At 72.0% G+C, this 24980-nt stretch carries 20 protein-coding genes; 2 read left to right on the top strand and 18 right to left on the bottom strand.

The annotated features are described in order from the left end of the window. The first annotated feature begins 57 nt into the window (after positions 1–57). Complete coding sequence (locus NBW76_RS06230) at positions 58–1560, top strand: MFS transporter (protein WP_082481760.1); 1503 nt, start codon at positions 58–60, stop codon at positions 1558–1560. 22 nt (positions 1561–1582) lie between these two features. Here the strand turns inward: NBW76_RS06230 and NBW76_RS06225 are convergent, their stop codons facing one another. From NBW76_RS06225 to NBW76_RS06175, 11 genes are all read right to left on the bottom strand, one after another. After that, positions 1583–2437, bottom strand: coding sequence for a dioxygenase (locus NBW76_RS06225; protein WP_055964498.1), 855 nt, complete (start codon positions 2435–2437; stop codon positions 1583–1585). Between the two features lie 175 nt (positions 2438–2612). Continuing rightward, positions 2613–3008 (bottom strand): cold-shock protein, encoded by a 396-nt coding sequence (locus tag NBW76_RS06220; RefSeq protein WP_056553408.1) that lies wholly within the window; start codon positions 3006–3008, stop codon positions 2613–2615. Between the two features lie 44 nt (positions 3009–3052). After that, on the bottom strand, positions 3053–4123 hold the full coding sequence (locus tag NBW76_RS06215; protein ID WP_200914496.1) for a YihY/virulence factor BrkB family protein: 1071 nt from the start codon (positions 4121–4123) through the stop codon (positions 3053–3055). Next, positions 4120–4518 carry a type II toxin-antitoxin system PemK/MazF family toxin gene (locus NBW76_RS06210; RefSeq protein WP_235492912.1) on the bottom strand — a complete coding sequence of 133 codons (399 nt, stop codon included), beginning with the start codon at positions 4516–4518 and terminating at the stop codon, positions 4120–4122. Before NBW76_RS06210 ends, NBW76_RS06215 begins: the two co-directional genes overlap by 4 nt. A gap of 133 nt (positions 4519–4651) precedes the next feature. After that, positions 4652–6244, bottom strand: coding sequence for an AMP-binding protein (locus NBW76_RS06205; protein ID WP_055964492.1), 1593 nt, complete (start codon positions 6242–6244; stop codon positions 4652–4654). A gap of 74 nt (positions 6245–6318) precedes the next feature. After that, positions 6319–8259 carry an exopolysaccharide biosynthesis polyprenyl glycosylphosphotransferase gene (locus NBW76_RS06200; protein ID WP_056553411.1) on the bottom strand — a complete coding sequence of 647 codons (1941 nt, stop codon included), beginning with the start codon at positions 8257–8259 and terminating at the stop codon, positions 6319–6321. Next, positions 8256–8705 (bottom strand): hypothetical protein, encoded by a 450-nt coding sequence (locus tag NBW76_RS06195; RefSeq protein WP_056553414.1) that lies wholly within the window; start codon positions 8703–8705, stop codon positions 8256–8258. Before NBW76_RS06195 ends, NBW76_RS06200 begins: the two co-directional genes overlap by 4 nt. Position 8706: 1 nt before the next feature. After that, positions 8707–9696 carry a glycosyltransferase family 2 protein gene (locus tag NBW76_RS06190; RefSeq protein ID WP_056553417.1) on the bottom strand — a complete coding sequence of 330 codons (990 nt, stop codon included), beginning with the start codon at positions 9694–9696 and terminating at the stop codon, positions 8707–8709. Continuing rightward, positions 9693–10142: an adenylyltransferase/cytidyltransferase family protein gene (locus NBW76_RS06185; protein WP_235492913.1), complete on the bottom strand. Its 450-nt coding sequence runs from the start codon at positions 10140–10142 to the stop codon at positions 9693–9695. The genes NBW76_RS06190 and NBW76_RS06185 overlap by 4 nt, the downstream gene beginning before the upstream one ends. Before the next feature lie 128 nt (positions 10143–10270). Then, on the bottom strand, positions 10271–11194 hold the full coding sequence (locus NBW76_RS06180) for a family 16 glycosylhydrolase (protein WP_056553420.1): 924 nt from the start codon (positions 11192–11194) through the stop codon (positions 10271–10273). A gap of 16 nt (positions 11195–11210) precedes the next feature. Then, positions 11211–12020, bottom strand: coding sequence for a sigma-70 family RNA polymerase sigma factor (locus NBW76_RS06175; protein WP_162237338.1), 810 nt, complete (start codon positions 12018–12020; stop codon positions 11211–11213). Positions 12021–12288: 268 nt separating this feature from the next. Between NBW76_RS06175 and NBW76_RS06170 the strand changes: the two genes are divergently transcribed. Next, a complete protein-coding gene (locus NBW76_RS06170) occupies positions 12289–13545 on the top strand; it encodes a Wzz/FepE/Etk N-terminal domain-containing protein (RefSeq protein WP_056553426.1) in 1257 nt (418 codons plus the stop codon). A 24-nt stretch (positions 13546–13569) separates the two neighbouring features. Here NBW76_RS06170 and NBW76_RS06165 read toward each other — a convergent pair whose 3' ends face one another. The 7 genes from NBW76_RS06165 to NBW76_RS06135 form a co-directional block, all read right to left on the bottom strand. After that, positions 13570–15048: a lipopolysaccharide biosynthesis protein gene (locus NBW76_RS06165; RefSeq protein ID WP_056553429.1), complete on the bottom strand. Its 1479-nt coding sequence runs from the start codon at positions 15046–15048 to the stop codon at positions 13570–13572. Further along, positions 15038–16330: an O-antigen ligase family protein gene (locus NBW76_RS06160; RefSeq protein ID WP_369814972.1), complete on the bottom strand. Its 1293-nt coding sequence runs from the start codon at positions 16328–16330 to the stop codon at positions 15038–15040. Before NBW76_RS06160 ends, NBW76_RS06165 begins: the two co-directional genes overlap by 11 nt. A 64-nt stretch (positions 16331–16394) precedes the next feature. Beyond that, a complete protein-coding gene (locus tag NBW76_RS06155; RefSeq protein ID WP_056553436.1) occupies positions 16395–17102 on the bottom strand; it encodes a CDP-alcohol phosphatidyltransferase family protein in 708 nt (235 codons plus the stop codon). A gap of 8 nt (positions 17103–17110) precedes the next feature. Continuing rightward, on the bottom strand, positions 17111–19948 hold the full coding sequence (locus NBW76_RS06150) for a fibrinogen-like YCDxxxxGGGW domain-containing protein (RefSeq protein WP_250246820.1): 2838 nt from the start codon (positions 19946–19948) through the stop codon (positions 17111–17113). Between the two features lie 144 nt (positions 19949–20092). Beyond that, positions 20093–22405 (bottom strand): fibrinogen-like YCDxxxxGGGW domain-containing protein, encoded by a 2313-nt coding sequence (locus tag NBW76_RS06145; protein ID WP_250246819.1) that lies wholly within the window; start codon positions 22403–22405, stop codon positions 20093–20095. A gap of 69 nt (positions 22406–22474) precedes the next feature. Next, positions 22475–22876, bottom strand: a complete 402-nt coding sequence (locus NBW76_RS06140; RefSeq protein ID WP_055964453.1) for a DUF779 domain-containing protein — start codon at positions 22874–22876, stop codon at positions 22475–22477. 84 nt (positions 22877–22960) lie between these two features. Further along, a complete protein-coding gene (locus NBW76_RS06135; protein ID WP_055964450.1) occupies positions 22961–24484 on the bottom strand; it encodes an aldehyde dehydrogenase family protein in 1524 nt (507 codons plus the stop codon). Between the last annotated feature and the right edge of the window lie 496 nt (positions 24485–24980).

Genomic DNA, 24980 nt, shown 5'->3' with positions numbered 1-24980 from the left:
CGGCTCGACGGCGAGCCTCGGGCGGTCGAGCCCCGCCGCGTGGGGCAGGATGACTCCATGGCCCAGACGAGCGACGGTGGAGACCGCGCTCCCGGTCCCGACTGGCCGGGTGCGCACCCGCACGGACCCACGGGACCCGACACCCTCGACGACCTCGACGCCGGCCCCGACCCTGGTCCCGCCGGCGAGCCCGACCCGCCCGGTCGGCTGCCTCGCGCGGCCCGCATCTCCCAAGGGCTGCGCCGCACCGGGCGCACCGTGGCCCGTGGTGGCGTGGGCGCCTACTCCGGGGCGCGCCGCTTCACGCACGCCGGCGGCGCGGGCGAGTCGGGACTGTCACGCCTGCTCGAGCTGCACGCGTTCAACACCGCCGGCGACGCGGCCATCGCCGTCTCCCTCGCCGGGACCCTCTTCTTCACCGTCCCCACCGAGCAGGCGAGCGGCCAGGTGGCGCTGTTCCTGGTGCTCACGATGCTGCCGTTCGCTTTCGTGGCGCCCCTGATCGGCCCGTTCCTGGACCGCTTCCGCCGCGGCCGGCGGTGGGCCATCGGCAGCACCCTCGCCATCCGCGGGTTCTGCTGCTGGGTGCTCGCCGGTGCCGTCGCCGACGAGTCCGCGGCGTTCTACCTCGCGGCGCTCGGCTGCCTGGTGGCCTCGAAGGCCTACGGCGTCACCCGGGCGTCGGCCGTGCCGCGACTCCTGCCCGAGGAGTTCACCCTGGTGAAGGCGAACTCGAGGATCTCGCTGACGGGCACCGCCGCCGCGGCGCTGTCGGCCCCCATCGCGATCGGTGCCGCGACCATCGGGGCCGAGTGGTCGTTGCGCTACGCGTTCGTCCTCTTCGTGATCGGCACGGTCCTGGCCATCCTGCTGCCGGCCCGGGTCGACTCCAGCGAGGGCGAGGAGCAGGTCGACCTCGCCGACCTCAGCGGCCGCACGCCGCGGGGCGGGATCGCCGTCTCCCGGCACGTGGTCGACGCGCTGCGCAGCAACGCGGGGCTGCGACTCATCACCGGGTTCCTGACCATCTTCATGGCGTTCACCCTGCGCGAGCCGCCCGCGTCGCTCGGCTGGACCGGCAACGCCACCGTGCTGATGGGCCTCGTGATCGGGGCCGCCGGTGCGGGCAACACGCTCGGCGTGGTCATCGGGTCCTGGACCCGCTCGCGCAGCCCGCACCGCGTCGTGCTCGCGGTGCTGCTCGTCGACATCACGGTGCTCGTGGTCGCCGCGGCGTTCTTCCGCTGGCCGGTCGCGGCGCTGCTCGGCCTGACCGTCGGGCTGTGCCAGTCGCTGGGCAAGCTGAGCCTCGACGCCCTGATCCAGCGCGACATCCGCGAGGAGGTCCGCACGAGCATGTTCGCCCGGTCCGAGACCCTGCTCCAGCTGTCGTGGGTGATCGGCGGGCTCATCGGGATCGGGCTGTTCACCCTCGACACCGACGTGGCGCTGGCCATGTTCGTCACGGCCGGCATCGTCGTGGCCTGGGGCGTCTTCGTCCTGACCCGGGCGGTGCAGTCCCGCGAGCCGGTCGGCCCGGCCGTGCCACCTCACCCCTGAGGAGGTCGCACTGCCGGACCGCTCAGGCGGTCACGAAGCTGCGCATGCCGATCGAGCCCATGTCGACCGAGGTGTTGAAGAACCGGATCTCCTCGTCGTCCTCGAGCAGGCTGAGGGAGGCGACCATCGGGCGGTAGTGGTCGTCCGTGGGCACGGCCAGGCGAGCCTCGCGCCACGTCCCGTACGGGTCGAGCAGGGCGTCGACCCGACGTTCGACCAGCGCCTCGGCCGTGTCGGCGTCGAACTGCTCGGCCCAGTCCCAGGCCTCCGCCCCGGGCTCCCACCGGGCCCGGCCGAGGGCGTGGACGATGTTGCCGCTGCCGATGAACAGCACCCCCTGGTGCCGGAGCCGGCGCAGTCGGGCGTAGAGGTCGTGGAGCCGGGGCAGCGGCAGGGTGTCGTCGATGCTGATCTGCAGCACCGGCACCTGCGGCTCGGGCGCGAGGTACTTCAGGATCGACCAGGTCCCGTGGTCCAGCCCCCACTGCGCGTCGAGGGCGGCCTCGTACTCGACGAGCTGGTGGGCCAGCACCTGCGCGACCGCGTGGTCGCCCACGGAGTCGTAGCGCACCCGGTAGAGCTCGTCGGGGAAGCCACCGAAGTCGTAGATGACCCGGTTGCGCGGCGCGTCGGTGATGTGGGTGCGACCCGGCGTCAGCCAGTGTGCGCTGATCACGACGATCGCCTGGGCCTGCGGCAGCCGGCGACCCTCGTGCTCCCACGTGCGCGTGTAGTCGCTCTCGCGGATCGCGTGCATGGGGTTGCCGTGACCCACGAAGAGCACCGGCATCCGTTCGCTGGGGCGCAGGCGCGACTCGAGGTCGGCCACGGAGTAGGCGACGCCCGGGCCCGACGTCGAGGGGGTGCTGGTGGTCATGGTCGCTCCAGGTAGTAGATGCTTCAACTACCAGTGTACGCCCTGCTCCACCACTTCGAACGGATCGGCCCGACCGGTTCCGCCCGACCGCATCGGCCGGGACGACGACGGCCCACCCCGGACCCCTCGCGGGGCGGGATGGGCCGACGTGGACGGCGTCGGGCGCGAGACCTCCTCAGGCGTCGAGCTCGGTGGCCAGCGCACGCAGCAGCTGCGCCACCGGCTTCGCGGAACGCGAGTCGGGGTGGCGGCCGTGGCGGTAGCCCTCGCCGAGGTCGTCGAGCAGTCGGATGAGGTCCTCGACGATCGTCACCATCTCCTCGGGCTTCTTGCGCCGGGCCCGTGCCTGCGTGCGCGAGACCGGAGCCGCGCCCTCGAGCACCCGGACCTGCAGCGCCTGGTCACCGCGGCGCCCCTGCGCCACGCCGAACTCGACGCGTGTGCCGGACTTGAGCGCCGGGACGTCGGAGGGCAGCGCGTCGGAGTGGACGTAGACGTCGCCGCCCTCGTCGCTGCTGATGAAGCCGAAGCCCTTCTCGGTGTCGTACCACTTGACCTTGCCCGTGGGCATGCGCGTGTCCTTCTGTCAGGGGGGTGGAGCTCTCTGCGTCCAGCCTAGGCGGTGCCGGGGCGAGCCGACGCCGGCTCGGGCGGCGACGACGGTGGCACCGTCTCGTCACCTGCCCCGTCACCGGCCCCGTCGTCCTCGTCGTCGGGCTTCTCGAACCGGGCCTCGATGATCTCGAAGCCCTTGTGCCGCTGGGCCTTCGCGTAGGCGGTGTACGCCCGCTTGTCGGCATCGGTGAGGTCGACGTTGTCGGTGAACGGGGTCAGCAGCGCCCGCGGGTAGAGGTGTCGCCGCAGGACGACGTTGAGCTCCAGACCGAGCACGGTCATCACGGCGGCGACGAAGATGAAGGCCACCAGGCCGAGCACCAGCGCGAACGTCGGGTCGACGGTCCGGCTGGCCCGGTTGATCACGTTCGTGACGTACGTGTTGCCCGCCAGCTGCAGCAGCTGCCAGCCCACGGTGGCGAGCAGCGCCCCCGGCAGCACCGACCGGGTGGAGGCGCGTCCGGCGCTCACCAGCCGGAACAGGCCCACGAAGATGGCCGCCGTGAGGACGAAGCCGACGCCACGGACCAACGGGCCGGTCGCCGGCCCGACCGTGCCGCCGAACGCGTCGGGGTTCGCGAGCACCGACGTCGCGATCGCGAGCGCGAGGATGCCCAGGCCGGCGATGGCCAGGAAGATCAGGCTGCGCAGCCGCATCAGGAACGGGTTGGCGCGGCTGTTGCGCGGCACCGACCAGGCGATGTTCGCCGCGTTCTGCGCCGCCTGCCCCAGGCCCATCGCACCGTAGGTCGCGACGATCGAACCGACGACGATGGCCGACGTGCTGCCCTGCAGCCCCTGCTCGCTGGCGAGCTGGTCGCCCACGATCGGGAACTGGCTCAGCGCCGTGTCGAGCAGCCGGTCGCGCAGCTCGGGGTCCCCCTGCAGCACGAAGCCGAGGATGGAGGAGGAGATGAGCAGCAGCGGGAACACCGCGATGAAGGCGTAGTAGCTGATGATCGCGGCCAGGTACGGGCCCTGGTCGTCGAAGTACTTGTAGATGACCGCCAGCGGGAACGCCAGGACCGGGTGCCGACGCTGGAACCGGTCGATCGCGTCGATGATCTTCACGCGCGGCCCCGGCGGAGGTCGGGGAGGTGCTCGGAGGCGGCGGCCACCAGGACACGGAAGCGCGGCTCGTCGAGCACGGCACCTTCGCGCCGCACGCCGTCGGGGTCGAGGTCGAGCAGCCGGTTCAGCCGCACCTCGCTCGGCCGGCCCTTCGGGTCCCACGGACCGGCGCCCAGGTCGTGCCAGAACCGTCCGGCCCGCGCCTCCTGCTCGGCGTCGCGGTCGTGGTCCTTCGAGGTGAGCATGAGGCCCACCAGGCGCTCTCCGTCGCGTCCGACCACGAGCACCGGCCGGTCCTTGCCCTGGGTCGGGTCGTCCTCGTACGGCACCCACGTCCAGACGACCTCACCCGGGTCCGGACGACCGTCCGGCTGCGGTGCGTACGTCAGATCCACGGCGCAAGCGTGCCACACGGGCCCCGCTGCGCTCGGCGAGACGCACGGGGCGCCGTCGGGTCGCACGACGATCGTCGCCCGACCGACGTCCGCCTCCGCGAGCGGGAGACGCCCCAGCTTCGCTCGGTCGGGGTCAGTCGAACTCGGGGAGCTCGCGCTTCATCACCTTGCCGGTGGGATTGCGCGGCAGCTCGTCGAGGAACTGGAGGCGGCGCGGCACGGCGAACCGCGCCACCCGCTCCTTCGCGTACGCCACGACCTCGTCCTCGTCGAGCGACTCACCGTCCTTGACCACCACGTAGGCGGCCAGGCAGTGGCCCCAGTCGTCGTCGGGGATGCCGACGACGACCACGTCGGTGATCGCGGGGTGGCCGATGAGGGCGTCCTCGAGCTCGCGCGGGAACACGTTCTCGCCGCCGGAGATGACCATGTCGTCGTCGCGACCGGCCACGAACAGGCGCCCGTCCTCGTCGAAGTAGCCGAGGTCACCGGTGTGCATGAGCCCGTCGCGGAAGTCCTTGGTGTTGCCGTCGGTGTACCCGCCGAACTGCATCTCGTTGCCCACGTAGATCACGCCGGTCTCGCCCGGCGGCAGCTCGTTGCCGTCGGTGTCGAGCACCTTGACGACGGTGCGCCACGGGATGCGGCCCGCCGTGCCCGGCGCGGCACGCAGGTCCTCCGGCGAAGCGACGGAGACCCAGCCGGTCTCGGTGGCTCCGTAGAAGTTGTAGACCGAGTCGGTGAAGCGGTCCATGAAGTCGGTCGCGAGCTCGCCGGCGAGGGCCGAGCCGCTCGACGCGGTGATGCGCAGGCTCGACACGTCGTGGCGGTCGGCCTTCTCCCGGTCGAGGTTCACCAGGCGCTGGATCATGAGCGGCACCACGACGAGCACCTCCGCGCGGCGCTCGGCGATGTCCCGCAGCACCTGCTCGGGATCGAACTTGCGACGCAGCACGTACGTGGGGACCGTCGACAGGCCGAAGCCGAAGTTGAGCAGGCCCCACGAGTGGAACAGCGGCGCGGCCAGCACGACGGTGGTGTTGCCGCCGTACGGGATCGAGCCGAAGAAGGTGAGGAGCGGGTCGAGGTTCTCGGGCTCCTTGCGGTTGGCCCCCTTGGGCAGTCCGGTGGTGCCGGACGTGAAGATGACGATGCCGCCGGGCTTCTCGGGCTTCTTGTGGGCCTTGCCGGGGTGGCCCTGGGCGATCTGCGACAGCGTCGGCAGACCGTGGCTGTCGTCGTCGGACCACGCCACGACCACCATGTCGCGGTCGATCTCGGAGGTGACCTCGAGGAACTCCTGGTCGACGATCGCGAACTTGGTGTCCTCGCGGCGGGTCAGCTCGCCCAGCTGCGAGGCGCTGGCCATGGTGTTCAGCAGCAGGACCTTGGCGCCGATCTGCATGATCGAGACCATCGAGATGACCATCCAGCGGTGGTTGCGCCCCATCAGGGCGACCGCGTCGCCCACCTGGACGCCCCGCTCCTTGAGCGCGGCGGTGGTGCGGTTGATCTCGTCGCTGAGCTCGGACCAGGTGATCTCGCCGGCGTCGTCGATGATCGCGGTCTGGTTCGGGTACCTCGCCGCGGCGGCCGCGACGGCCGCCGGGAAGCCCGGACCCCACGTGGCGAGCTTGACGCCCGCCTTGAGGAGCCGGTGCGGCAGCTGGGGCTTCAGCAGACCGATCTGACGCAGGACCTTCAGCTTGTAGGCGATGTCACTCATGCGGTCCGGCTACTCCTCGTGGTGCGGGTGCGGGGATGCGTCACAGTAACAGCGAGTGACAGTCCGGCGCGCGTTCAGAGAGCGCCGTCACGTGCCACCACGGCACGGACCGTCCGGAGCAGGATCTTGGCGTCGAGCCGCAGGCTCCAGGTGTTCACGTACTGCAGGTCGAGCCGGATCGACTCCTCCCAGCTGAGCTGCGAACGGCCGCTGACCTGCCAGAGTCCGGTGAGCCCTGGGCGGACGTGCAGGCGTCGCCAGACCCACTGGCTGTACTGCGCCGTCTCGCGCGGCAGGGCCGGACGCGGTCCCACGAGGGACATGTGTCCCAGCAGCACGTTCACCAGCTGGGGAAGCTCGTCGAGCGACGTGCGACGCAGCAGCCGACCCACCCGGGTGACGCGGGGGTCGTCGTCGAGCTTGAACAGCGGTCCGGCCCCCTCGTTGCGCAGGACGAGGTCGGCCAGACGCTCCTCGGCGTCGACGACCATCGTGCGGAACTTGAGCATGGTGAAGGGCTTGCCGTCGCGGCCGGTGCGCTCCTGGCGGAAGATGACCGGTCCGGGCGAGGACGCCTTCACGGCGACGGCGATCGCGAGCAGCACGGGCGACAGGACGAGGAGCCCGCCGAGGGCCAGGACGCGGTCGAAGACCGTCTTCGCCGCGACGGAGACGAGGTGCTCGTTGGGCGGGCGCATCGTGAGGGCCAGCTGGTCGGCCACGATCTGCGGGCGCATGTACTCGACGTGGTCCTCCATGTCGGCCAGCACGAGGCACTCGACGTCGGCACGCTGCAGCGCCCACGCCAGGTGCCGCAGCGACGGGGTCGTGAGGGCGTGGTCGGAGGCGATGACCACCGACCGCGCACGGGACCGGGCCACCGCCGCCAGCACGTCGGGGACGATGCGCGAGAGCGAGCCGGGCGAGCCGAGTGGGACCGACTCGGCCTCGCCCCGCCACACGCAGGACGAGACCACGTCGACATCGCTGCGGTCGTGCCAGCGCTGGGTGAGGCGGCGGACCGTGCGCTCCTCGCCCACGAGCACGGTGGGGGTGCGTCGTCGGGCGACCCGGTGCACCGCGCCGTAGCCGACGAAGGTGGCCACGGCGAGCAGCGCGACGAGCAGGGCGCTGCGCAGTCCCACGGTGTTGTTCGCACCGAGCAGGAGCGCGACCACCAGCATGGTGCCGACGAACGACAGGAAGCGCACCGCGGGCTTGAGCGACGTGGCGCGCTCGTAGGCGGCCTGGGCGAGCCAGCTGTAGACGAGCCACACGAGCACGCTGACGACCACGACCCGGCCCGACACGGGCCCCACGGCGAGCCGGCTGCTCAGCATCAGCGTGACCGCGAAGGTGAGCAGGTAGCCCAGCAGGCCCTGCCGGACCGCGTCGGCGAGGATGCGGAACGGGCCGCGCCGGCCCCGCTGCTCACGTGCGGCGAGGAACTCCTCGCCGGCCGGCAGCCGGTTGCTGCGCGGCAGGCCCAGCCGGGTGCGACCCTCGTCGTCGCGTCGGGCCTCGGGCAGCTCTCCGAGCAGACGGACGGCCTCGACGACGCCGGGCGTCGGCTCGATCTGGCCGCTGCGGGTCGCGACGGTCCCGTCGGCCGCGCCGTCGAGCAGGGCGTGCAGCTGCTCACGCGTCTCGGCGACGTGGACCAGGCCCATCTCGGCCAGGCGGCGCGCCAGCACCACCTGGTGGTCGTCGACCACCTCGTGGCCCACGGGCACGCGGGGCACGACGATCGGGATGCGCCCTGCGCGACGGGCGTCCATCACGCCGCCGGCGCCACCCTGCAGCACCACGACGTCGGCGCGCCGGTAGTGCTCGAGCAGCTCGTCCGGCGCCATCATCGTCAGGTTGGTCGCGCCCTCGATGGGGCGCGTGGACCCGTGCTGGAACACGACCTGGGCGCCGCGCTCGTCCGTCCACGGCTCCAGCCAGTCGACGAACCGGTCGAACGGGTGGTGGTACGTCCCGACGCTCGCCACGAGGGTGAGGTCGTCGGTCACAGCACGAGCCCCACGGTCTGGGCCCGCGGGAGCTTCTCGCTCAGCTGGTCCCACTGGGTGAGGTACTCGTCGACGAAGGGATACACGAGCCGGCCCGTCAGCGACGGCTTCTCGATGCGGTCGATCGTCTCGAGGAAGATCGACCGCGCCCCGACGCGACGCGCCTGGCGCAGGAAGGGGACGGCGACGGCCGCCCCGGTGCTGAACACGACGTCGGGACGCCACTCGTCGATGACGCGGCGGGCCAGCATCATGTTGCGGGCCAGGTTGGGCAGGTTGCGCTGCGTGGGCCAGGCGCACTCGATGACGCGCTCGTCCCGCAGCTTGAGCCGGGCGTCCTCGGTCGGCCCGGTGACCCAGAGCCGCTCGTGCTGGCCCCACCAGGGCTCGAGCGCCAGGGCCTGGGCGAGGTGCCCTCCGGAGGAGCAGGCGATGAGGATGCGCATGTCAGATCCCCTTTCCGAAGCGTCGGGCGACGGTCACGACGGCGCCGGTGGTCGCCAGGCGCAGGCCGATGACGAGCGCGAGCCAGGCGCGAAGGTTGGTGCGGCGCAGGGCGATGGCGCGGCGGGCGTGTCGCCGACCTGCCGCCCGCTGGCCGGACGAGACCTCGCCGAACGCGATCTGCGAGAGCATGCGGGAGTGCGCGGCGTCGTCGCCGGCGAACTCCGGGTGCTTGGCCAGGAGGTAGGTGAGCGCCGCCGCGTAGTCGGCCCAGCGCCCGAAGAAGTAGGACTGACCCTGCCAGCGCACCCGCACGAGGGGCTCGTTGACCAGCCGGACCGGCGCGAGGCGCGAGGCGCCGAGCAGGACGTCGGTGTCCTCGGCGTAGCCACGGGGCAGGTCCTCGTCGATCATGCCGATCTCGTGGACGAGCGCCTCGCGGCGGAACACGAAGCTGCTCGAGTGCAGGCCGCCGAACCGCTCGCGCACGAGCTCGGCGTGGGAGACGACGTCGCTCGGGACGAGACGGTCGGTGAGCCGCTCACCGTCGTCGACCTGCATGGCGGTGGCCACGAGGCGGACGTCGGGGTGGTCGCGGAAGAGGGGCATCTGCGCGGCGAGCTTGCCGGCCAGCCAGGTGTCGTCGTCGTCGAGGAACGCGACGAAGTCGTGGGAGGCGGCGAGGATGCCGCTGTTGCGGGCGCCGGCCAGGCCTCGGGTGCGCTCGTTCACGACGGCGCGCAGCGTCTGCGTCGGACCGGTGACCACGTCGGGGAGCACGGGGTCGCAGGCGTCGAAGACGACGACGACCTCGAGCGGACCTGCGTACTCCTGGTTCAGCACGCTGCGGACGGCCTCGGCCATCAGCTGCGGCCGGTCGTGCGTGGGCACGACGACGGTGACGGCCGGGGCGTACCCGACCGCGTCGGCGTCGACGGCGCCGTCGGTGGTCCGACGGCCGACCTGCGAGGCCTGGACGGTCGGCACGCTCACAGCTGGCCCTCGAGCTCGGCGCCGGTGAGGTGCGCGCGCAGGATCGTGCTGGACGTCTGGCGGGTGTAGGGGTAGTAGACGACGTCGACGCCGATCTCACCCATCGACCGCTCGAGGCGGTAGCCCTTCGGCGTCCCCTGCCAGTCGTCACCCTTGAAGATGACGTCGAACGGCCGCTGGTCCCAGACCATCTTCTTGTCCTCGGAGCGGTCGATGACGACCTCGTCGACGATCCCGAGGGCCGAGATGATGTCGATGCGCTCGTCGCACGGGACGACCGGGGGCCGACCCTTCAGCAGCTCGACGTACTCGTCGCTGGCGACGCCCACCACGAGGTGGTGGCAACGGTGCCGCGCACGGCGCAGCAGGTTGAGGTGGCCCACGTGGAACATGTCGAACACGCCGCTGGCGTACCCCACGTCATAGGTCTTCCGGTCGATGGTCACCCTGTCTCCGATCCCCTGGATGTGACACTCATCCAGAAGGAGCAGCGAGGGTGTGTTCCGTGACGCCGGATGGAGGACCGGTTCTGGTGGCGCTCGTCACGGTCGCCGCAGCGGAGCCGCAGGACGCCTCAGGAGCGCGGCCGGTAGACCCGGACGTGGTCGACCTCGAGCGTGGCCGGGAGGCGGGTGGACCCGGGCTGCTCCGGGTCCAGGCGCCCCCAGTACCGTCCGCCGACCTGGAGGTTGAGCCGGATGTTCATCTCGTCGTCGAGGGCTGCGGCCAGGCGCGGCTCCTGGTCCAGGTCGACGTGACCGGTCGTGCGACCGTCGAGGGAGAAGCGCAGGCAACCGGGCACCCAGTCGACGGCGAAGACGTGGAAGTCGTCGGCCAGCGGCCCGGCGGCCGAGCCCCATCCACCCACTCGTCGGTATCCCTGCGGGGCATCGGTGTCCTCGTGCACCGTCCAGGCGTACTGCGACGCCATGTCGTCGCGCGGGCGCGCCGCAGGCGTCCCCCAGGCCTCCACCACGTCGATCTCGCCCGGCAGGTCGTCGGCCCTCAGCCAGAACGCCGGCCAGAGGCCGCGCGACTCCCCGGGTGCCACGGGCAGCCGGGCCCGCACCTCCCACCGGCCGTACCGCTGCGAGAAGTGGCCGATGGTGTCGACGTACCCGGTCGTGACCGGGCGGAGGCCGCTCGGGTCGCCGGCGGCGTCGTCGCGCGCGGTGATCCGCAGCGTGCCGTCGGCCACGGACACGTTGTCGGCGCGGATCCTGGCCTGGTCGAACGACAGGGTGGTCGCGTCGCGCACGGTCCAGCGCTGCGGGTCGAGACCCGCGCGGCCCTGTCCTGCTCCGTCGAACTCCTCGGACCAGGTCGGCTCGCCCTGGTCCGGGTCGGACAGGTCGAGCGCGTCGACGTCGCCGGCGGAGCAGCGCACCGAGGCGTCGACCGACCGGCCGCCTGACCCGTCGTCGCGCACCACGAGCACCCCCGCGGCGACGGCCGCGACCGCGACCGCCGCACCGAGGACCAGCGGACCGCGTCTCACCGGTGGGACGACGCGGTCAGGCGCGCGCTGCGGCGACGACCGCGGCGGCGGTGACGATCCCCGCCGTCGCCCCGGCCATCGTGCTCAGGCCGTCGGCGACCCCGGTCGTGCCGGTGGGGGCGACCACCCGCGCGTTGACGTCCTCGATCTCGAGGTAGCTGGCCATGCACGCCGGGCAGGTCTCGAGGTGGGCGTGGATGCGCTTCTGCTCGCGCATGCCGGCCGTGCGCCGCACGAGCGAGGCCAGGCGGGGTCGCACACGACGACACTCCTCGGTCTCGGACGCGGTGTCGACGGAGACGTGCTGGGCGAGGTAGGCCTCGCGCAGCCCGGCCCGGGCCCGGTAGACGAGCGCGGACACGCTGTTGGGCTTGAGGTCGAGCCGCTCGGCGATCTCGTGCGGCTTGAGGCCCTCGACGTCGAGGTACCACAGCACGGTCCGCCAGCGCTCCGGGAGCGACTCGAACGCCGTGCGGACGAGGTCGCGCTCGAAGCTGTCGAGCTGGCCGTTGCCGAACGGGACCGCCGTGTCGATCTTGGCGAGGTCGTCGGTGGGCTGGACGCGCTGACGCAGCCGACCCCGACGTCCGGCCTCGTGGCGCACCGAGGTGAGGACGTAGGCGCGGAAGGCGTGGTCGGGACCGTTGCCACGACGCAGCTGGCCGAGCACCTGGGCGAAGGCCTCGGACACGGTGTCCTCGGCGTCGCCGTGCGAGGACAGACGTCTGGCAAGACGGAGGGCCACCGGTCGGTAGCGGCGGAAGAGCTCGGCATAGGCGTCGTCGTGACCGTCTCTGGCGAGCCCGAGCAGATGCGCGTCGTCCAACGTCGAGGTGGACGCGCGCACGGATGTGCACGAGTTTTCAGACATGTATTTCCCCTGGATGAATCCCGGCCATCGCTCGAGGTGACGAGCTCCCGGCCGGACCACCTGCGCTTTTTGACACAGGCGGTTACAACGAGCCCCATACTAGCGGCAGACCCGTGAGGGTCAATGACACACGTCACAGGGGTACGCGTCGGTACCCCGGCGTCATGAACGCCGGCCTCGGCACTCCTCTTGCATGATGTCCCGGTCCCAAGGAGCAAGTCCCATGCAGCCCGCACCGCCCCAGCCCGTCCAGCTCAGCGAGCTCGCGGGGTCGTTGCGCCGTCGCTGGCGCGTCCTCGCCCTCGGCGCCGCCGTCGGCCTGCTGCTCGGCGTCCTCGCCTGGGCGGTCCTCCCCGTGACCTACACGGCCACCACGTCGGTCCGGGTCTCCTCGGTCGACGTGCCCTCGTCCTCGGGCTCGAGCGCCACCGCCGCCCTCGACGTCGCCACGGCCGCGCAGCTCGTGACCTCCGGCGACGTGCTCGCTGCCGCAGCCGACGACCTCGGCACCACCCGCGGCGAGCTGAAGGACGGCGTGGGCGTGGAGAACCCGCCCGACACCGCCGTGCTGAACATCACCTACACCGCCTCCTCCGCCGACGCCGCCGCCACTGGGTCGCGCGCCGTGGCCGAGGCCTTCCTCGGCGTGCGCGGCAAGACCGCGGCCGACGAGGTGCAGGCCCAGCAGGAGGCGACCTGGGACCGCGTCTCCATGCTCGAGCGCTCGGCGCAGCGCTACCCGGCCGGCTCCCCCGCCAAGGCCTCGATCCTGCGCCAGGCCGAGTCACTGGGCGACCGTGCCGCCGAGCTCGCCACCGCCGACACCACCCCCGGCCAGATCCTCGGGGCCACCGCCACGCCGTCGGGCCCGTCCTCGCTCGGCGTGCTGCCGCTCGGCGTCGCCGGGCTGGCCCTAGGCCTGCTCGTCGCGGTGCCGGTCGCCCTGACCCGTCGCACCGCCCCGAGCGCCGGCATCGGCGACGTGGGCGGGCTCGGCTCGATCAACGAGGCGGCCGTCCTCGACGGAACCCGTGACCCGCGGCCGCAGGACACGTGGGACATCGCGGCCCTCATGCTCAAGCTCCCGAGCGAGGTGCCGGCCGACACCGGCTACACGCTCGTCGTCGACGGGTCGGTGGGCACCCAGCCCGGGACGGCCCTCGCCGAGGCGCTGCGCCGTCGCGGTCGGGCCGTGCGTCACGTCGACGCCGCCGTCATCAACGAGGGCAAGCTGGCCCGCGGGTGGCCCACCCAGCGCAAGCAGTCGACCTGGGGCGGCGAGGTGGTCGTCATCGACTCCTCCGAGCTCACGTCCGACGCGCTCAAGGTCACCCTCGCCACCCGGTGCGACCAGGTCGTGCTGGCTCGCTCCGTCGACGACGACGCGCTCGCCGCGCGCCGCCTCCGCGGGCTGCTGCGCGCCCAGGCTGTCGACGTCGCGCTCACCGTGCTGCTCCCGCAGCGCGGCGAGCGGCCGTGACGGGGCCGACGGCGACGGGGCGGCTCAGGCTCCGCGGAGCCTGACCAGGTCCAGCAGGCCCAGCCGTCGGCGCAGCAGGGCTCCGACGGCCAGGTAGACGACGGCGAGGGTCGCGGTCGTGGCCGCAGCCACCGCCGCACCGGTTCCCCACGTGGCGGCCACCAGCACGCTCGGCACCAGCACCATGACCACGGGAAGGGCCGCAGCCCACAGGATCGGGCCCCACGGCGGCCGCACGCCCATGAGGACCTGCACCTGGTAGCCCACGACCGCGGTGTCGACGACGATCGTGACCGCCCAGGCGATCGCGGCGCCCTCGATGCCCCAGTGCGGGACCAGCACGAGCAGCAGCACGACGTCGAGGGCGAGCGCGCCGGTCTTGTCGGCGAGCTGCCAGCTGCTGCGCCCGGCCATGAGGAGCACGCTCTGCACCGCGCCCGCCGCGGTGGCGACCGCCATGGCCGCCGCCAGCACGCGCAGGGACGGGGCACCGGAGTCGAACCCGTCGCCGAAGATGCCCAGCACCGGCTCCGCGAACACCGCCAGGACGGCGTAGAAGGGCCAGGCGGCCCACACCATGGCTGCGGTGACGACGCCGTACAGACGACCCACCAGGGCGTGGTCGCCCCGGGCCGACGCCGCGCTGATGGCCGGGCCCACGGCGATGCGCGCCGCCTGCTGCACCACCTCGCCGGCTCGCGCACACCGCGTGACCACCGCGTACACGCCGGCCTCGGCCGGAGAGGCGAAGACTCCGACGATCACCACGTCCACCCACTCGAGCACGATCTCGACGCACGCCGTCGCACCACGAGCGGCACTGAACCGCCAGAAACCGGGGTAGGCCGTCCGTGACCGACCCTCGCGCCGGGCGCCACCCGTGACGTGACGCGCGGCGAGCGCCGTCGCGACGACCAGCACGAGGGGCACCGGCAGGAGCCAGGCCGCGACGACCTCGCTGACGCCCCAGCCGGCCAGCACCGCCACGCCGACCGCCACCATCCGCCCAGCCGGCAGCAGGATGTTCTGCACCAGCGGGAACGCGAGCGGATCGCCCGCGCCCCGGGTGATGCCCAGCGCCAGGGCCGTGAGGGAGGCCAGCACGGTGAGCGGGACGGCCGCCACGACCACGACCGGCGAGAGACCCGACGGCGCGACCGCGAGGGCCAGGGGGATGCCGAGAGCCACCACGAACGCCCCGCCCACCAGGACGGGGACGACGGCGGTCCTGACGATCTGCGGCGTGTCCTGCGGTCGGCCCAGCGCCCGGGTGGCCGCGACGAACCGCACCAGCCCCGTGTCGGCGCCGAGCTCGGCGCTGTTGGCGACGATCAGGAAGACGGCGACGACCAGGAAGTAGACACCCGACCCCTCGGTCCCCAGGTGCCGGCCGACCAGCGCGGCCAGCACGAGGTTGACCATCGCCCCGAGGGCGCCCCCCACGAGGTTCGCGACGGCTGCCGTGCCGAGGCCCGACCGAGCGGAGGTGCCATCAGTCGTCATCGTCGAGGCCGTAGCGACGTCTCAGCAGGATCGCCGCCACGAGCGCGATGGCGAGGAGCTGGATGATGTCGAGGCCGTACACGATGATCGCGAGGCTCGAGACGACGAGCGTCGCGTGCAGGGCCACGTCGACGTCGTCGCGGCAGTACCGGGTGCGCCAGGTGGAGCCCCAGAGGAACGCGAGGAACAGCGCCAGGCCGACGAAGCCGAAGCTGAACATGAGCGTCCAGATGTAGCCCTGCGTGCCGACCGAGAGCGCCTGCTCGGCGGAGGGCCGCGGCGCGCCGTACCCCAGGAGCGGAGAGGCCAGGGTGCGCTGGATCGTCTCGGCGTAGAGCGTGAAGCGGGCCCCGTTGGACTGGCCGTACTCCTGACGCACCTCGAACTGGGTGAACAGGCCCTGCCAGACCAGCACCACTCCGGCGACCAGCCCGAGCACGGTGAGCGTGATGACCGGTGCCGCCCGGTCGCGCAGCGCGTACCTCACGAGCACGTAGGCCCCGGCCAGGGCGAGCGCGGCGAACATGCCGCGGTTCGACGTGGCCATGGCCGGGAAGATCATGACGCCCGCACCGACGATGATGGCGCAGCGCAGGAGCCACGACCGGGTCATCATGAAGCAGGCGAGCGCGATCGGGGTGAGCACGAGGATGGCGACGCCCCAGCTGTTGGCGTACGGGAAGGGCGCCGACGGACGGACGAACGGCTCGGGTGCACCCCAGGGGTGCTGCACCTCGGCGAACGGCGGGAAGAACAGGTCGCGCACGTAGGAGTTGCCGCTGATCGAGGCCGGCAGGAGCAGGCCGACGGGCGTCGTGAGTCGGGTTCCCGGCAGGATCATGCCGAGCACTCCGCCGGCGATCACGAAGAACCACAGGAACGTGAGCCCGTGCACGAGCCGACGCCGGGTGAGGCGCGTGCGCGCCGCGACCGTGTACACGAAGGCGATCGCGACGAAGGACATGATGGCCAGGCGGAAGCCGAAGCCGAGCATGCGTGGTCCGGTGTCGATCATCACCGCCGACGCCGCCATCCACAGGCACAGTCCGACGAGCGCTCCCACGCCGGGGACCCAGAGGGCGTAGCGCCGCACCAGCATGAAGCCGAGCATGACGACGGCCATGGTGACGGCGCCGGGCACGACGGTGAGTCCGAGGACCCACATGAGCGGGAACCCCCACAGCATCGTGAGGAGCGGCCAGGCCGGCAGGGGGTCCGACGGCAGACGCCGGGTCGGCTCGGTGCCGACGAGGTCGGTCCACGACACCTCGCGCACCCTCATCGCTGCCACCGCCCCATGCTCGCACGCAGCCCGGCGGCAGGCCCGCGGTTCGACCCGAGCGGGCTCATCCGAGCGCGCGCAGCGCCCGGAGGCGGCGGCGCAGGGTCATGACGAGCAGGAGCAGGTTCGCGGCGGCGAGCAGGCCGTACCCCAGGAGGAAGGCACCCGTGAGGGGCCAGAGCAGGAAGACCAGGTTCTGCACCCCGACGTCGGCCGGCAGCTGGACGATCGAGGAGTACCGACCGGCCGACGCCGCCCGGTCGCTCCTGCGGGGCGCGAGCTGCTCGGCGAGGATCTGGGCGAAGAACCGCAGCGAGGCGACGAACGCGAAGCCCAGCGGCAGGAGCGCCCATGCCGCGTCGAGGTCGGTGTGGCGCAGCAGCGCCACGGCCACGGCCAGGTGGAGCGCCAGGGTCCGGGCGGCGTCGACCGTGTGGTCGAGCCACTCCCCCGCCACCGACCCGCTGCCACCCAGCCGCGCGAGCTGTCCGTCGGCCGCGTCGAACGCGAACGCACCCTGCAGCAGCAGGGTGACGGCCACGCCCGTGAGCACGCTCGGCGCCGGGAGCACCAGCACGGCGAGGGCGGCCACGACCAGCAGGGCGCTGACGGCCGTCATCTGGTCGGGCGTGGCCCCGAACCGGTGCGCCACCGCGGCGATGCCGCGCCCCAGTCGACGATTGACCGCACGCATGTACAGCGGCACGCCGGTGCCGTCCTTCTGGGCTGCGGCGAGCCGGTCCCAGGAGGTGCGGACGTCGAGTGCGGTCATGGGGATCCTCAGCGGGAGGCGACGACGTTCGCGTCGAAGCTGGTGGTCGGGGTGCTCCGGTAGTTGGAGTGCACCTCGGCGGTGATGACGTTCGACCCGTTGCGCAGCGCCGAGAGCGGGATGTCGATGCTCACCGGGTTGTTGGTCGCGCTGGTCGTGGTCGGCGCGGCCGTGGCGTAGGTGTTCGGACCGACCGTGCCGGTGGGCAGGTTGACCCGAGCCACCTCGGTGCCGTTGACGTAGACGACCACGCCGTCGTCGGCCCGTGTCGTGAGTCGGTAGCGGGTGAAGGCGCCGACGTCGGCGACGTCGAAGGTGCGCCGGTAGTAGGACGTGAGGGCGCGCGTGCTGCCCGCCGCGACGTCGATGTTGGTCGCGATCGGACCGCTGCCCCACCCCAGCGGGGCGGGCCCGCTGCGCCAGCCGGACGCGTCGAAGGAGTCGCCCTTCCAGTCCGTGGCCACCGGTGCGGTGTTGTCGAAGTAGTAGGACCAGGTGGCACCGTCGGCCAGGACGGTCGCCGACTGCGCCGGCTGCACGAGGCCGGTGGAGGCCGACCAGTTGCCCTGGCCGTCGGCGGCCCGCACGAAGAACCGGTCGGCCGAGGTGGAGTCCGGCACCGAGACCGTCGTGGAGCTGGTCGCGGCGACCACCCGGTCGTTGCGCAGCACCTCGTAGGTGACGCCGCTCGTCGAGCTGGCCTTCCACGAGACCGTGGCCGACGAGCCCTCGACGACGGCCTTGGCGTCGCTGGGCGCCGACGGGGCCGTCGCCTGACGCTGCGCGAACCGCGCGAAGCCGCCGGAGAACTGGTTGCCCCCGCCGTCCTTCACGCTCGTCTGGATCGATCCGCCGGCCCACAGCGTGCCGTCCTTGGCGACGGTGGCTGCCCAGACGCCGAACCCGCCGCGGGACTTCCACTGCGGCGCGAAGGTGGTGACGAAGGCGCCGGTGGTGTTGTCCCAGGCACCCAGCAGCGAGATCTTGCCCGCCTGGGTCCACTGCACGGACGTCGTGCCCGGGTTGAAGTTGTCGTAGTTCGTGGTGCCGGAGTAGTTCCAGTCACCGCAGTGGCAGCCGCCGTAGACGACCTTGTCGCCGAGACCGCCCGTGATGGCCTGCAGGTCACCGCCGGCCTTCGTGATGCCGGTGTCCTTCAGGGCGAAGTCGGTGGTGTCGTAGGAGAACATGCTGTGCTGCGAGCCGCCCAGCCACACCTTGCCCCCGACCTGCTTGACGGCCTGCTGGTAGCTGGCACCACCCGTGCTGTAGGTCGGGTTCCAGGCCGGGGTGGTGACCGCGGCGCCCGCCGCCGTGCTGATGGCCACGCCCTTCTTGACCGTGGTGGCACCCGAGGCGGTCATGTAGCCCGCGAAGTAGGCGCGCGCACCGTCGTCGGAGACGTCGAGGGCCGCGACGCTGCCGTTGAAGTTCGGGTTCCAGCCTGCGTCGCCGTTGCCGGTGGAGAGGTCGATGCGGCCCGCGTTGCGGGCGTAGGCGGCGTTGGTGCCGCGCACCAGGTGGGTGAAGACCCCGCCGACGTAGAGCCGTCCGCCGGACACGTCGAGCCCGCGGACGCTGACCTTGGCGCTGGTGCCGCGGTTCTCGACGACCGTGGTCCAGGAGGACGACAGGGCGCCGGTGGCGTCGAGGACCGCGAGGCCGGTGCGGCCCTGGCCGTTGACGGTCGTGAACTCGCCGCCGACCGCGAGCCGGCCGTCGGGCAGGGCCGCGAGCGACCGGACCTGGTTGTCGAACGTGGGGCGGAAGGACGAGATCCACTCGCCGGTCGTGGCGTCGAACGCGGCGAGGTAGGACTGACCTTCGCTCTGCGTGCCGCTCTGGTTGCGCACGGAGGTGAAGTTGCCGCCCACGTACATCGTGTTGCCGATCTGCGCGAACGCCTGCACCTCGGTCGCGAGCTCACCGGTGCCGCCGGCTCCGGTGCCGGTGACGCCCCACGGCTGGGCCAGCGAGCCGCTCTTGGCCACCGGCAGCGCCGTGACGGCACTGGTCCCCGCATCGGGGACGGTCTCGAACGAGAGGTCGGACTGACGCAGCCGCGGGCGGACGAAGACCTGGGTGAACGGCGTGGCGTTCCCGCTGCCCGTGGCGTAGAGGTAGCTCGACGAGGCCGTCGAGCCGGTGACTCCGCTGCCGTAGTTGAAGCCCCGCACCCAGCCGTTGGTGCTGGACTCGAACGTCCAGACCCGGCGCAGGCGGTTGCTCGAGAGGGTGGACGTGGTGCCGAAGTCGCGCGAGGTGGCGCCGGAGAAGGACGTGCCGTCGAACGATGCGGACGTGAGCGGGTGACCCGCGCCGAACGCCCACGACCACGAGGCCAGCGAGCGGATCTGCATCCGCACGTCCTGCCAGGAGGTGCCGTCGACGGTCGCGGCGCGCCGCAGGCGGATGCCGTCGGTGAGGGCGTCGACACGCTTGCCGCCCAGCAGGGCGTCGACGGTCGCGGTGGACAGCTTCTTCGGCGCGAACGCCGACTGACCGGTCGGGGTCGACGCGATCTGGGCCGGGGTGCCCTGGGCGTCGCCGTCCCAGTTCCAGCCGTCGCGTCCGCGACCGACGAGCACCCAGCCACCGCCGTCGGTCGTCATGTCGCAGTAGAACTGCGTGGGCGTCCGCAGCTGCGGGGTCAGCAGCCAGTAGACGCCGTCGGTCGCCGAGGGCTTGACCTGCTTGACCTCCCAGCACGAGGCGGCCGCCGACGCCTGGGTCGAGCCGTCGGGGACCACCGTGGCCGCCTGGGCGGCGGGCACGACGCCGGTCAACCCGGTGACGACGACGGCGAAGGCGGCCGCGAGCGCGGCGAGGCTGGTCTTGGTACGCACGGAGGATCCTTGATCGGTTCGGGGCGCGAGCCGGTCGTTCCCCCGACGGCCCACGGAGTGGAGGAGCACCGCGGCCCGCATCCATGACGCGACTGCCCTGCCGGAGTTCGGGTGGGTCGGGTCACACGTCCCGGGTCGACCCGCTCAGGAGGCGCGAGCGAGGGCGGTGGAGGCCGACCAGCTGCCCTGACCGTCGGCGGCCCGCACGAAGAACCGGTCGGTCGACGTGGAGCCCGGCACCGAGACCGTCGTGGAGCTGGTCGTGGCGACCACCCGGTCGTTGCGCAGCACCTCGTAGGTGACCCCGCTCGTCGAGCCGGCCTTCCACGACACGGTGGCCGACGAGCCCTCGACGACGGCCTTGGCGTCGCTGGGCGCCGACGGGGCCGTCGCCGGACGCTGCGCGAACCGCGCGAAGCCGCCGGAGAACTGGTTGCCCCCGCCGTCCTTCACGCTCGTCTGGATCGACCCGCCCGCCCACAGCGTGCCGTCCTTCGCCACCGTCACCGCCCACACGCCGAACCCGCCGCGCGACTTCCACTGCGGCGCGAACGTCGTCACGAACGCACCGGTGGCGTTCTCCCAGGCACCGAGCAGCGAGATCTTGCCCGCCTGCTTCCAGGCCACCGAGGTGGACCCGACCTTCAGCGTGTCGTAGCTCGTGGCGCCGGTGTAGCTCCAGTCACCGCAGTGGCAGCCGCCGTACACGATCCGGCCGTTGTCGCCGATCGCCTGCAGGTCACCGCCCGCCCGGGTGAGGTGCGCGGCCTTCAGCGCCAGGGTGCTCGCGTCGTACGCGAACATGCTGTGCTGCGAGCCGCCCAGCCAGACGCGGGACCCGACCTGCCGGACCGCCTGCTGGTACGTCGCCGTGCCCGTGGTGCTGTAGCGAGGCTTCCAGGCCGGTGACGCGATGCCTGCGCCCGAGGCCGTGCTGAGCGCGAGGCCCTTGCGCACGGTCCGTCCCGCTGCCTTGGTCATGTAGCCCGCGAGGTAGACGCGCTTCCCGTCCGCTGCGACGTCGAGGTCGGCCACCGTGCCGTTGATGCGCGGCTTCCACGCCCCGTCCCCGCTGCCGGTGCTGAGCTTGATCCGCGCCACGTAGGGCATGGCCGACGACGCCGACCCTCGCACGACGTGGGTGAACCGTCCGCCGAGGTAGAGGCGTCCCCCGGCCACGTCCATCGCGCGCACGGACGCCTTCTCGTCCCCGGTGCGGCGCACGACCCCCGCCGTCCAGGTCCGGTCGAGGGCGCCCGAGGTGGTGAAGACGGCCACGCTGCGTCGCAGGACGCCGTTCACGGACGTGAAGTCGCCGCCGACCGCCAGGCGGCCGTCGGGCAGGGCGGCCAGGGCCCGGACCTGGCGGTCGAGGCTCGGGCGGAACGACGAGATCCACTCACCCGTCGTGGCGTCGAAGGCGGCGAGGTAGGACTGCTTGACGCTCTGGGAGCCCGACTGGTTGCGCACGGTGGTGAAGTTGCCGCCCACGTACATCGTGTTGCCCACCTGAGCGAACGCCTGCACCTCCGTGCCGAGCTCGCCGGCACCACCGGACCCGGTGCCGGTGACGCCCCACGGCTGGGCCAGCGAGCCGCTCCTGGCCACGGGCAGCGCGGTGACCGCACCGGTCCCGGTGTCGGGGACGGTCGCGAACGAGAGGTCGGACTGACGCAGCCGCGGGCGGACGAAGACCTGCGTGAACGGCGTCGCGTAGAGGTAGGACGAGGACCCGGTGCTCCCGGCGACGGCCTGTCCGTGGTTGAACCCACGAACCCAGCCGTTGGCCTGCGACTCGTAGGTCCAGACCCGACGCAGGCGGTTGGCGGAGGTCGTCGACGTCGTGCCGGCGTCACGCGAGGTGGCGCCGGAGAACGACGTTCCGTCGAACGAGGCCGAGGTGAGCGGGTGGCCGGCGCCGAAGGCCCACGACCACGAGGCCAGCGAGCGGATCCGCAGACGCACGTCCTGCCACGACGTCCCGTCGGCGTTCGCGGCACGACGCAGGCGGATGCCGTCGGTGAGGGCGTCGACACGCTTGCCACCCAGCAGGGCGTCGACCGTCGCCGTCGACAGCTTCTTCGGCGCGAACGCCGACGGTCCCGTCGGCGCCTTCGCGATCTGCGCCGGGGTGCCCTGGGCGTCGCCGTCCCAGCGCCAGCCGTCGCGACCCCGACCGACGAGCACCCAGCCACCGCCGTCGGTCGTCATGTCGCAGTAGAACTGCGTGGGCGTCCGCAGCTGCGGGGTCAGCAGCCAGTAGACGCCGTCGGTCGCCGAGGGCTCGACCTGCTTGACCTCCCAGCACGACGCCGCGGCCGACGCCTGGGTCGAGCCGTCGGGGACCACCGTGGCCGCCTGCGCGGCAGGCGCGGTACCGAGGTGCGCCGACGTCGTGACCGCCACCGGGACGATCACGAGCGCGACCAGTCGTCGGGCAGCGGTCGTCCAGGTCACCGACCGACCGTGCCACGTCGGTGGAGGTCGTGCACCGACAATGCCGAGATCCGCGCTGTGAGCCGCGGCTCAGACCACCGGCACCAGGGCTGCGGTCTCCTCCTCGGTGAAGATGCGCGAGCGGATGATGAACCGCTTGCCCGTGGGCCCCTCGATCGAGAAGCCGGCACCGCGCCCGGGCACCACGTCGATCGTGATGTGGGTGTGCGACCAGTAGTTGAACTGCTCGCGCGAGATGTGCACCGGCACCACGCCGGCCTCGTCGATGCCCGGCTCGGGACCGATGTCGAGGTCGCCGAGGTGCACGTCGGTGGGCCCCACGATGTAGAAGCCCTGGGTGAAGCACATGGGTGCCGACCCGTCGCAGCAGCCGCCCGACTGGTGGAACATCAGGGGCTTGCCGTGCGACGTCCGGAGCTCGCGCAGGAGGTCGGCGGCCTTCTCGGTCATCGCGATGCGCTCGACGGTCATGACGGCTCCTTCGGGTGGGACGGATGGAGGACGACCTCGAGGTCCGACCCTGCGGCCGGACCTCGAGACGTCAGTGCTGTCGGCTCAGAAGAAGCCCTGGGCGTTGTTGGAGTAGCTCACCAGCAGGTTCTTCGTCTGCTGGTAGTGGTCGAGCATCATCAGGTGGTTCTCGCGGCCGATGCCGGAGGACTTGTAGCCGCCGAAGGCCGCGTGCGCCGGGTACGCGTGGTAGTTGTTCGTCCACACGCGGCCCGCCTGGATGTCACGACCGGCGCGGTACGCCGTGTTGGTGTCGCGCGACCACACCGCGGCACCGAGGCCGTAGAGCGTGTCGTTGGCGATGCTCATGGCGTCGTCGTAGCCGTCGAACCCGGTGACCGAGACGACGGGGCCGAAGATCTCCTCCTGGAAGACCCGCATCTTGTTGTGGCCCTGGAAGATCGTCGGCGCCACGTAGTAGCCGCCCGACAGGTCGCCGCCGAGGTCCACCCGCTCACCACCGGTGATGATGCGAGCACCCTCCTGCACGCCGATCTCGAAGTAGCTGAGGATCTTCTCCAGCTGGTCGTTGCTGGCCTGCGCGCCGATCATCGTGTCGGTGTCGAGCGGGTTGCCCTGCTTGATCTGCTTCGTCCGCTCGGTGGCGGCGGGCAGGAACTGCTCGAGGATCGAGTTCTGGATCAGTGCGCGGCTCGGGCAGGTGCAGACCTCGCCCTGGTTCAGGGCGAACATCGTGAAGCCCTCGAGCGCCTTGTCGTAGAACGCGTCGTCCTTGGCCGCGACGTCCTCGAAGAAGACGTTGGGGCTCTTGCCACCGAGCTCCAGCGTGACGGGGATGAGGTTCTGGCTGGCCATCTGCATGATCAGTCGACCCGTGGTGGTCTCGCCGGTGAAGGCGATCTTGCGGATCCGGCTGGAGGAGGCCAGCGGGGCCCCGGCCTCGGTGCCGAAGCCGTTGACCACGTTGACGACGCCCGGGGGCAGCAGGTCGGCGATCAGCTCCATCAGCAGCATGATCGAGGCCGGCGTCTGCTCGGCGGGCTTGATGACCACGGCGTTGCCGGCGGCCAGCGCGGGTGCCAGCTTCCAGACGGCCATGAGGATCGGGAAGTTCCACGGGATGATCTGGCCGACGACGCCCAGCGGCTCCTGGAAGTGGTAGGCCACGGTGTCGTCGTCGATCTGCGACAGGTGGCCCTCCTGGGCCCGGATCGCGCCGGCGAAGTACCGGAAGTGGTCGACGGCGAGCGGGAGGTCGGCGGCCATGGTCTCGCGGACCGGCTTGCCGTTGTCCCACGTCTCGCCCACAGCGAGCATCTCGAGATTCTGCTCGATGCGGTCGGCGATCTTGTTGAGGACGACGGCACGCTCGGCCACGGACGTCTTGCCCCACGCGGGTGCGGCGGCGTGGGCGGCGTCGAGGGCGGCCTCGATGTCCTCGGCGGTCCCGCGGGCGATCTCGCAGAAGACCTTGCCGTTGACCGGCGAGACGTTCTCGAAGTACTGGCCATTCGCGGGGGCCTTGTACTCGCCGCCGATCCAGTGGTCGTAGCGCGACTTGTAGGTGACGACGGAACCGTCGGTACCGGGCTGGGCGAACACGCTCATGGTGGCTCCTCGGAGGGGGTGGGATCAGGTGGGCGTGACGCTAGTCACAGGATCGTTGCAACGACGTTGTGTCGACGTTGCGGGGTGGTTGCCCTGACCGCTGCTGCGTCGCTCCGGGGGGTGCGTCGTCGGCTGCCTCTGCGTTCCCGCGGGTGGGTCTTCGCTCACTGCTGCGTCGCTTCGGGTGGGCCTTCCCTGCGGCTGCGCTCCCGTGGGTGGGGCTTCCCCGTGGCTGCGCTCTCGCGGGTGGGCCTCGACCTGCGGCTGCGTCGCCGCGGCTGCGAGTCGGGTCGGTCTCCGAAAGGGCCTCGACCGGCGGCGGGGTCCGAGCTCGGGTTGGGTTCTCGGAGGGCGGCTCGGGGGGACGCAAGGTTCTGCGTTGGTGCGTGAGGGGTCGAAGGATGCTGCGTTCGTTACGGGATCCCGTCACCAACGCAGCATCGTTCGGGCTTGAGCACGCGAAGGCAGAATCTTGCGTCCCGCGGGGCCGGTTCGC

The organism is Aeromicrobium sp. Leaf245, from assembly GCF_942548115.1.
Taxonomy (GTDB): Bacteria; Actinomycetota; Actinomycetes; order Propionibacteriales; family Nocardioidaceae; genus Aeromicrobium.
The sequence above is the reverse complement of the archived record's forward strand: the minus strand, read 5'-3'. Positions and strand labels throughout refer to the sequence as shown.

Excerpts from the sequence above, each read along its gene's own strand:
- NBW76_RS06140 (WP_055964453.1), bottom strand. The coding sequence starts at position 22,876 with ATGACCGTCGAGCGCATCGCGATGACCGAGAAGGCCGCCGACCTCCTG.
- NBW76_RS06230 (WP_082481760.1), top strand. The coding sequence starts at position 58 with ATGGCCCAGACGAGCGACGGTGGAGACCGCGCTCCCGGTCCCGACTGG.
- NBW76_RS06195 (WP_056553414.1), bottom strand. The coding sequence starts at position 8,705 with ATGCGCATCCTCATCGCCTGCTCCTCCGGAGGGCACCTCGCCCAGGCC.
- NBW76_RS06155 (WP_056553436.1), bottom strand. The coding sequence starts at position 17,102 with ATGACCGCACTCGACGTCCGCACCTCCTGGGACCGGCTCGCCGCAGCC.
- NBW76_RS06135 (WP_055964450.1), bottom strand. The coding sequence starts at position 24,484 with ATGAGCGTGTTCGCCCAGCCCGGTACCGACGGTTCCGTCGTCACCTAC.
- NBW76_RS06225 (WP_055964498.1), bottom strand. The coding sequence starts at position 2,437 with ATGACCACCAGCACCCCCTCGACGTCGGGCCCGGGCGTCGCCTACTCC.
- NBW76_RS06160 (WP_369814972.1), bottom strand. The coding sequence starts at position 16,330 with ATGAGGGTGCGCGAGGTGTCGTGGACCGACCTCGTCGGCACCGAGCCG.
- NBW76_RS06205 (WP_055964492.1), bottom strand. The coding sequence starts at position 6,244 with ATGAGTGACATCGCCTACAAGCTGAAGGTCCTGCGTCAGATCGGTCTG.
- NBW76_RS06170 (WP_056553426.1), top strand. The coding sequence starts at position 12,289 with ATGCAGCCCGCACCGCCCCAGCCCGTCCAGCTCAGCGAGCTCGCGGGG.
- NBW76_RS06220 (WP_056553408.1), bottom strand. The coding sequence starts at position 3,008 with ATGCCCACGGGCAAGGTCAAGTGGTACGACACCGAGAAGGGCTTCGGC.
- NBW76_RS06165 (WP_056553429.1), bottom strand. The coding sequence starts at position 15,048 with ATGACGACTGATGGCACCTCCGCTCGGTCGGGCCTCGGCACGGCAGCC.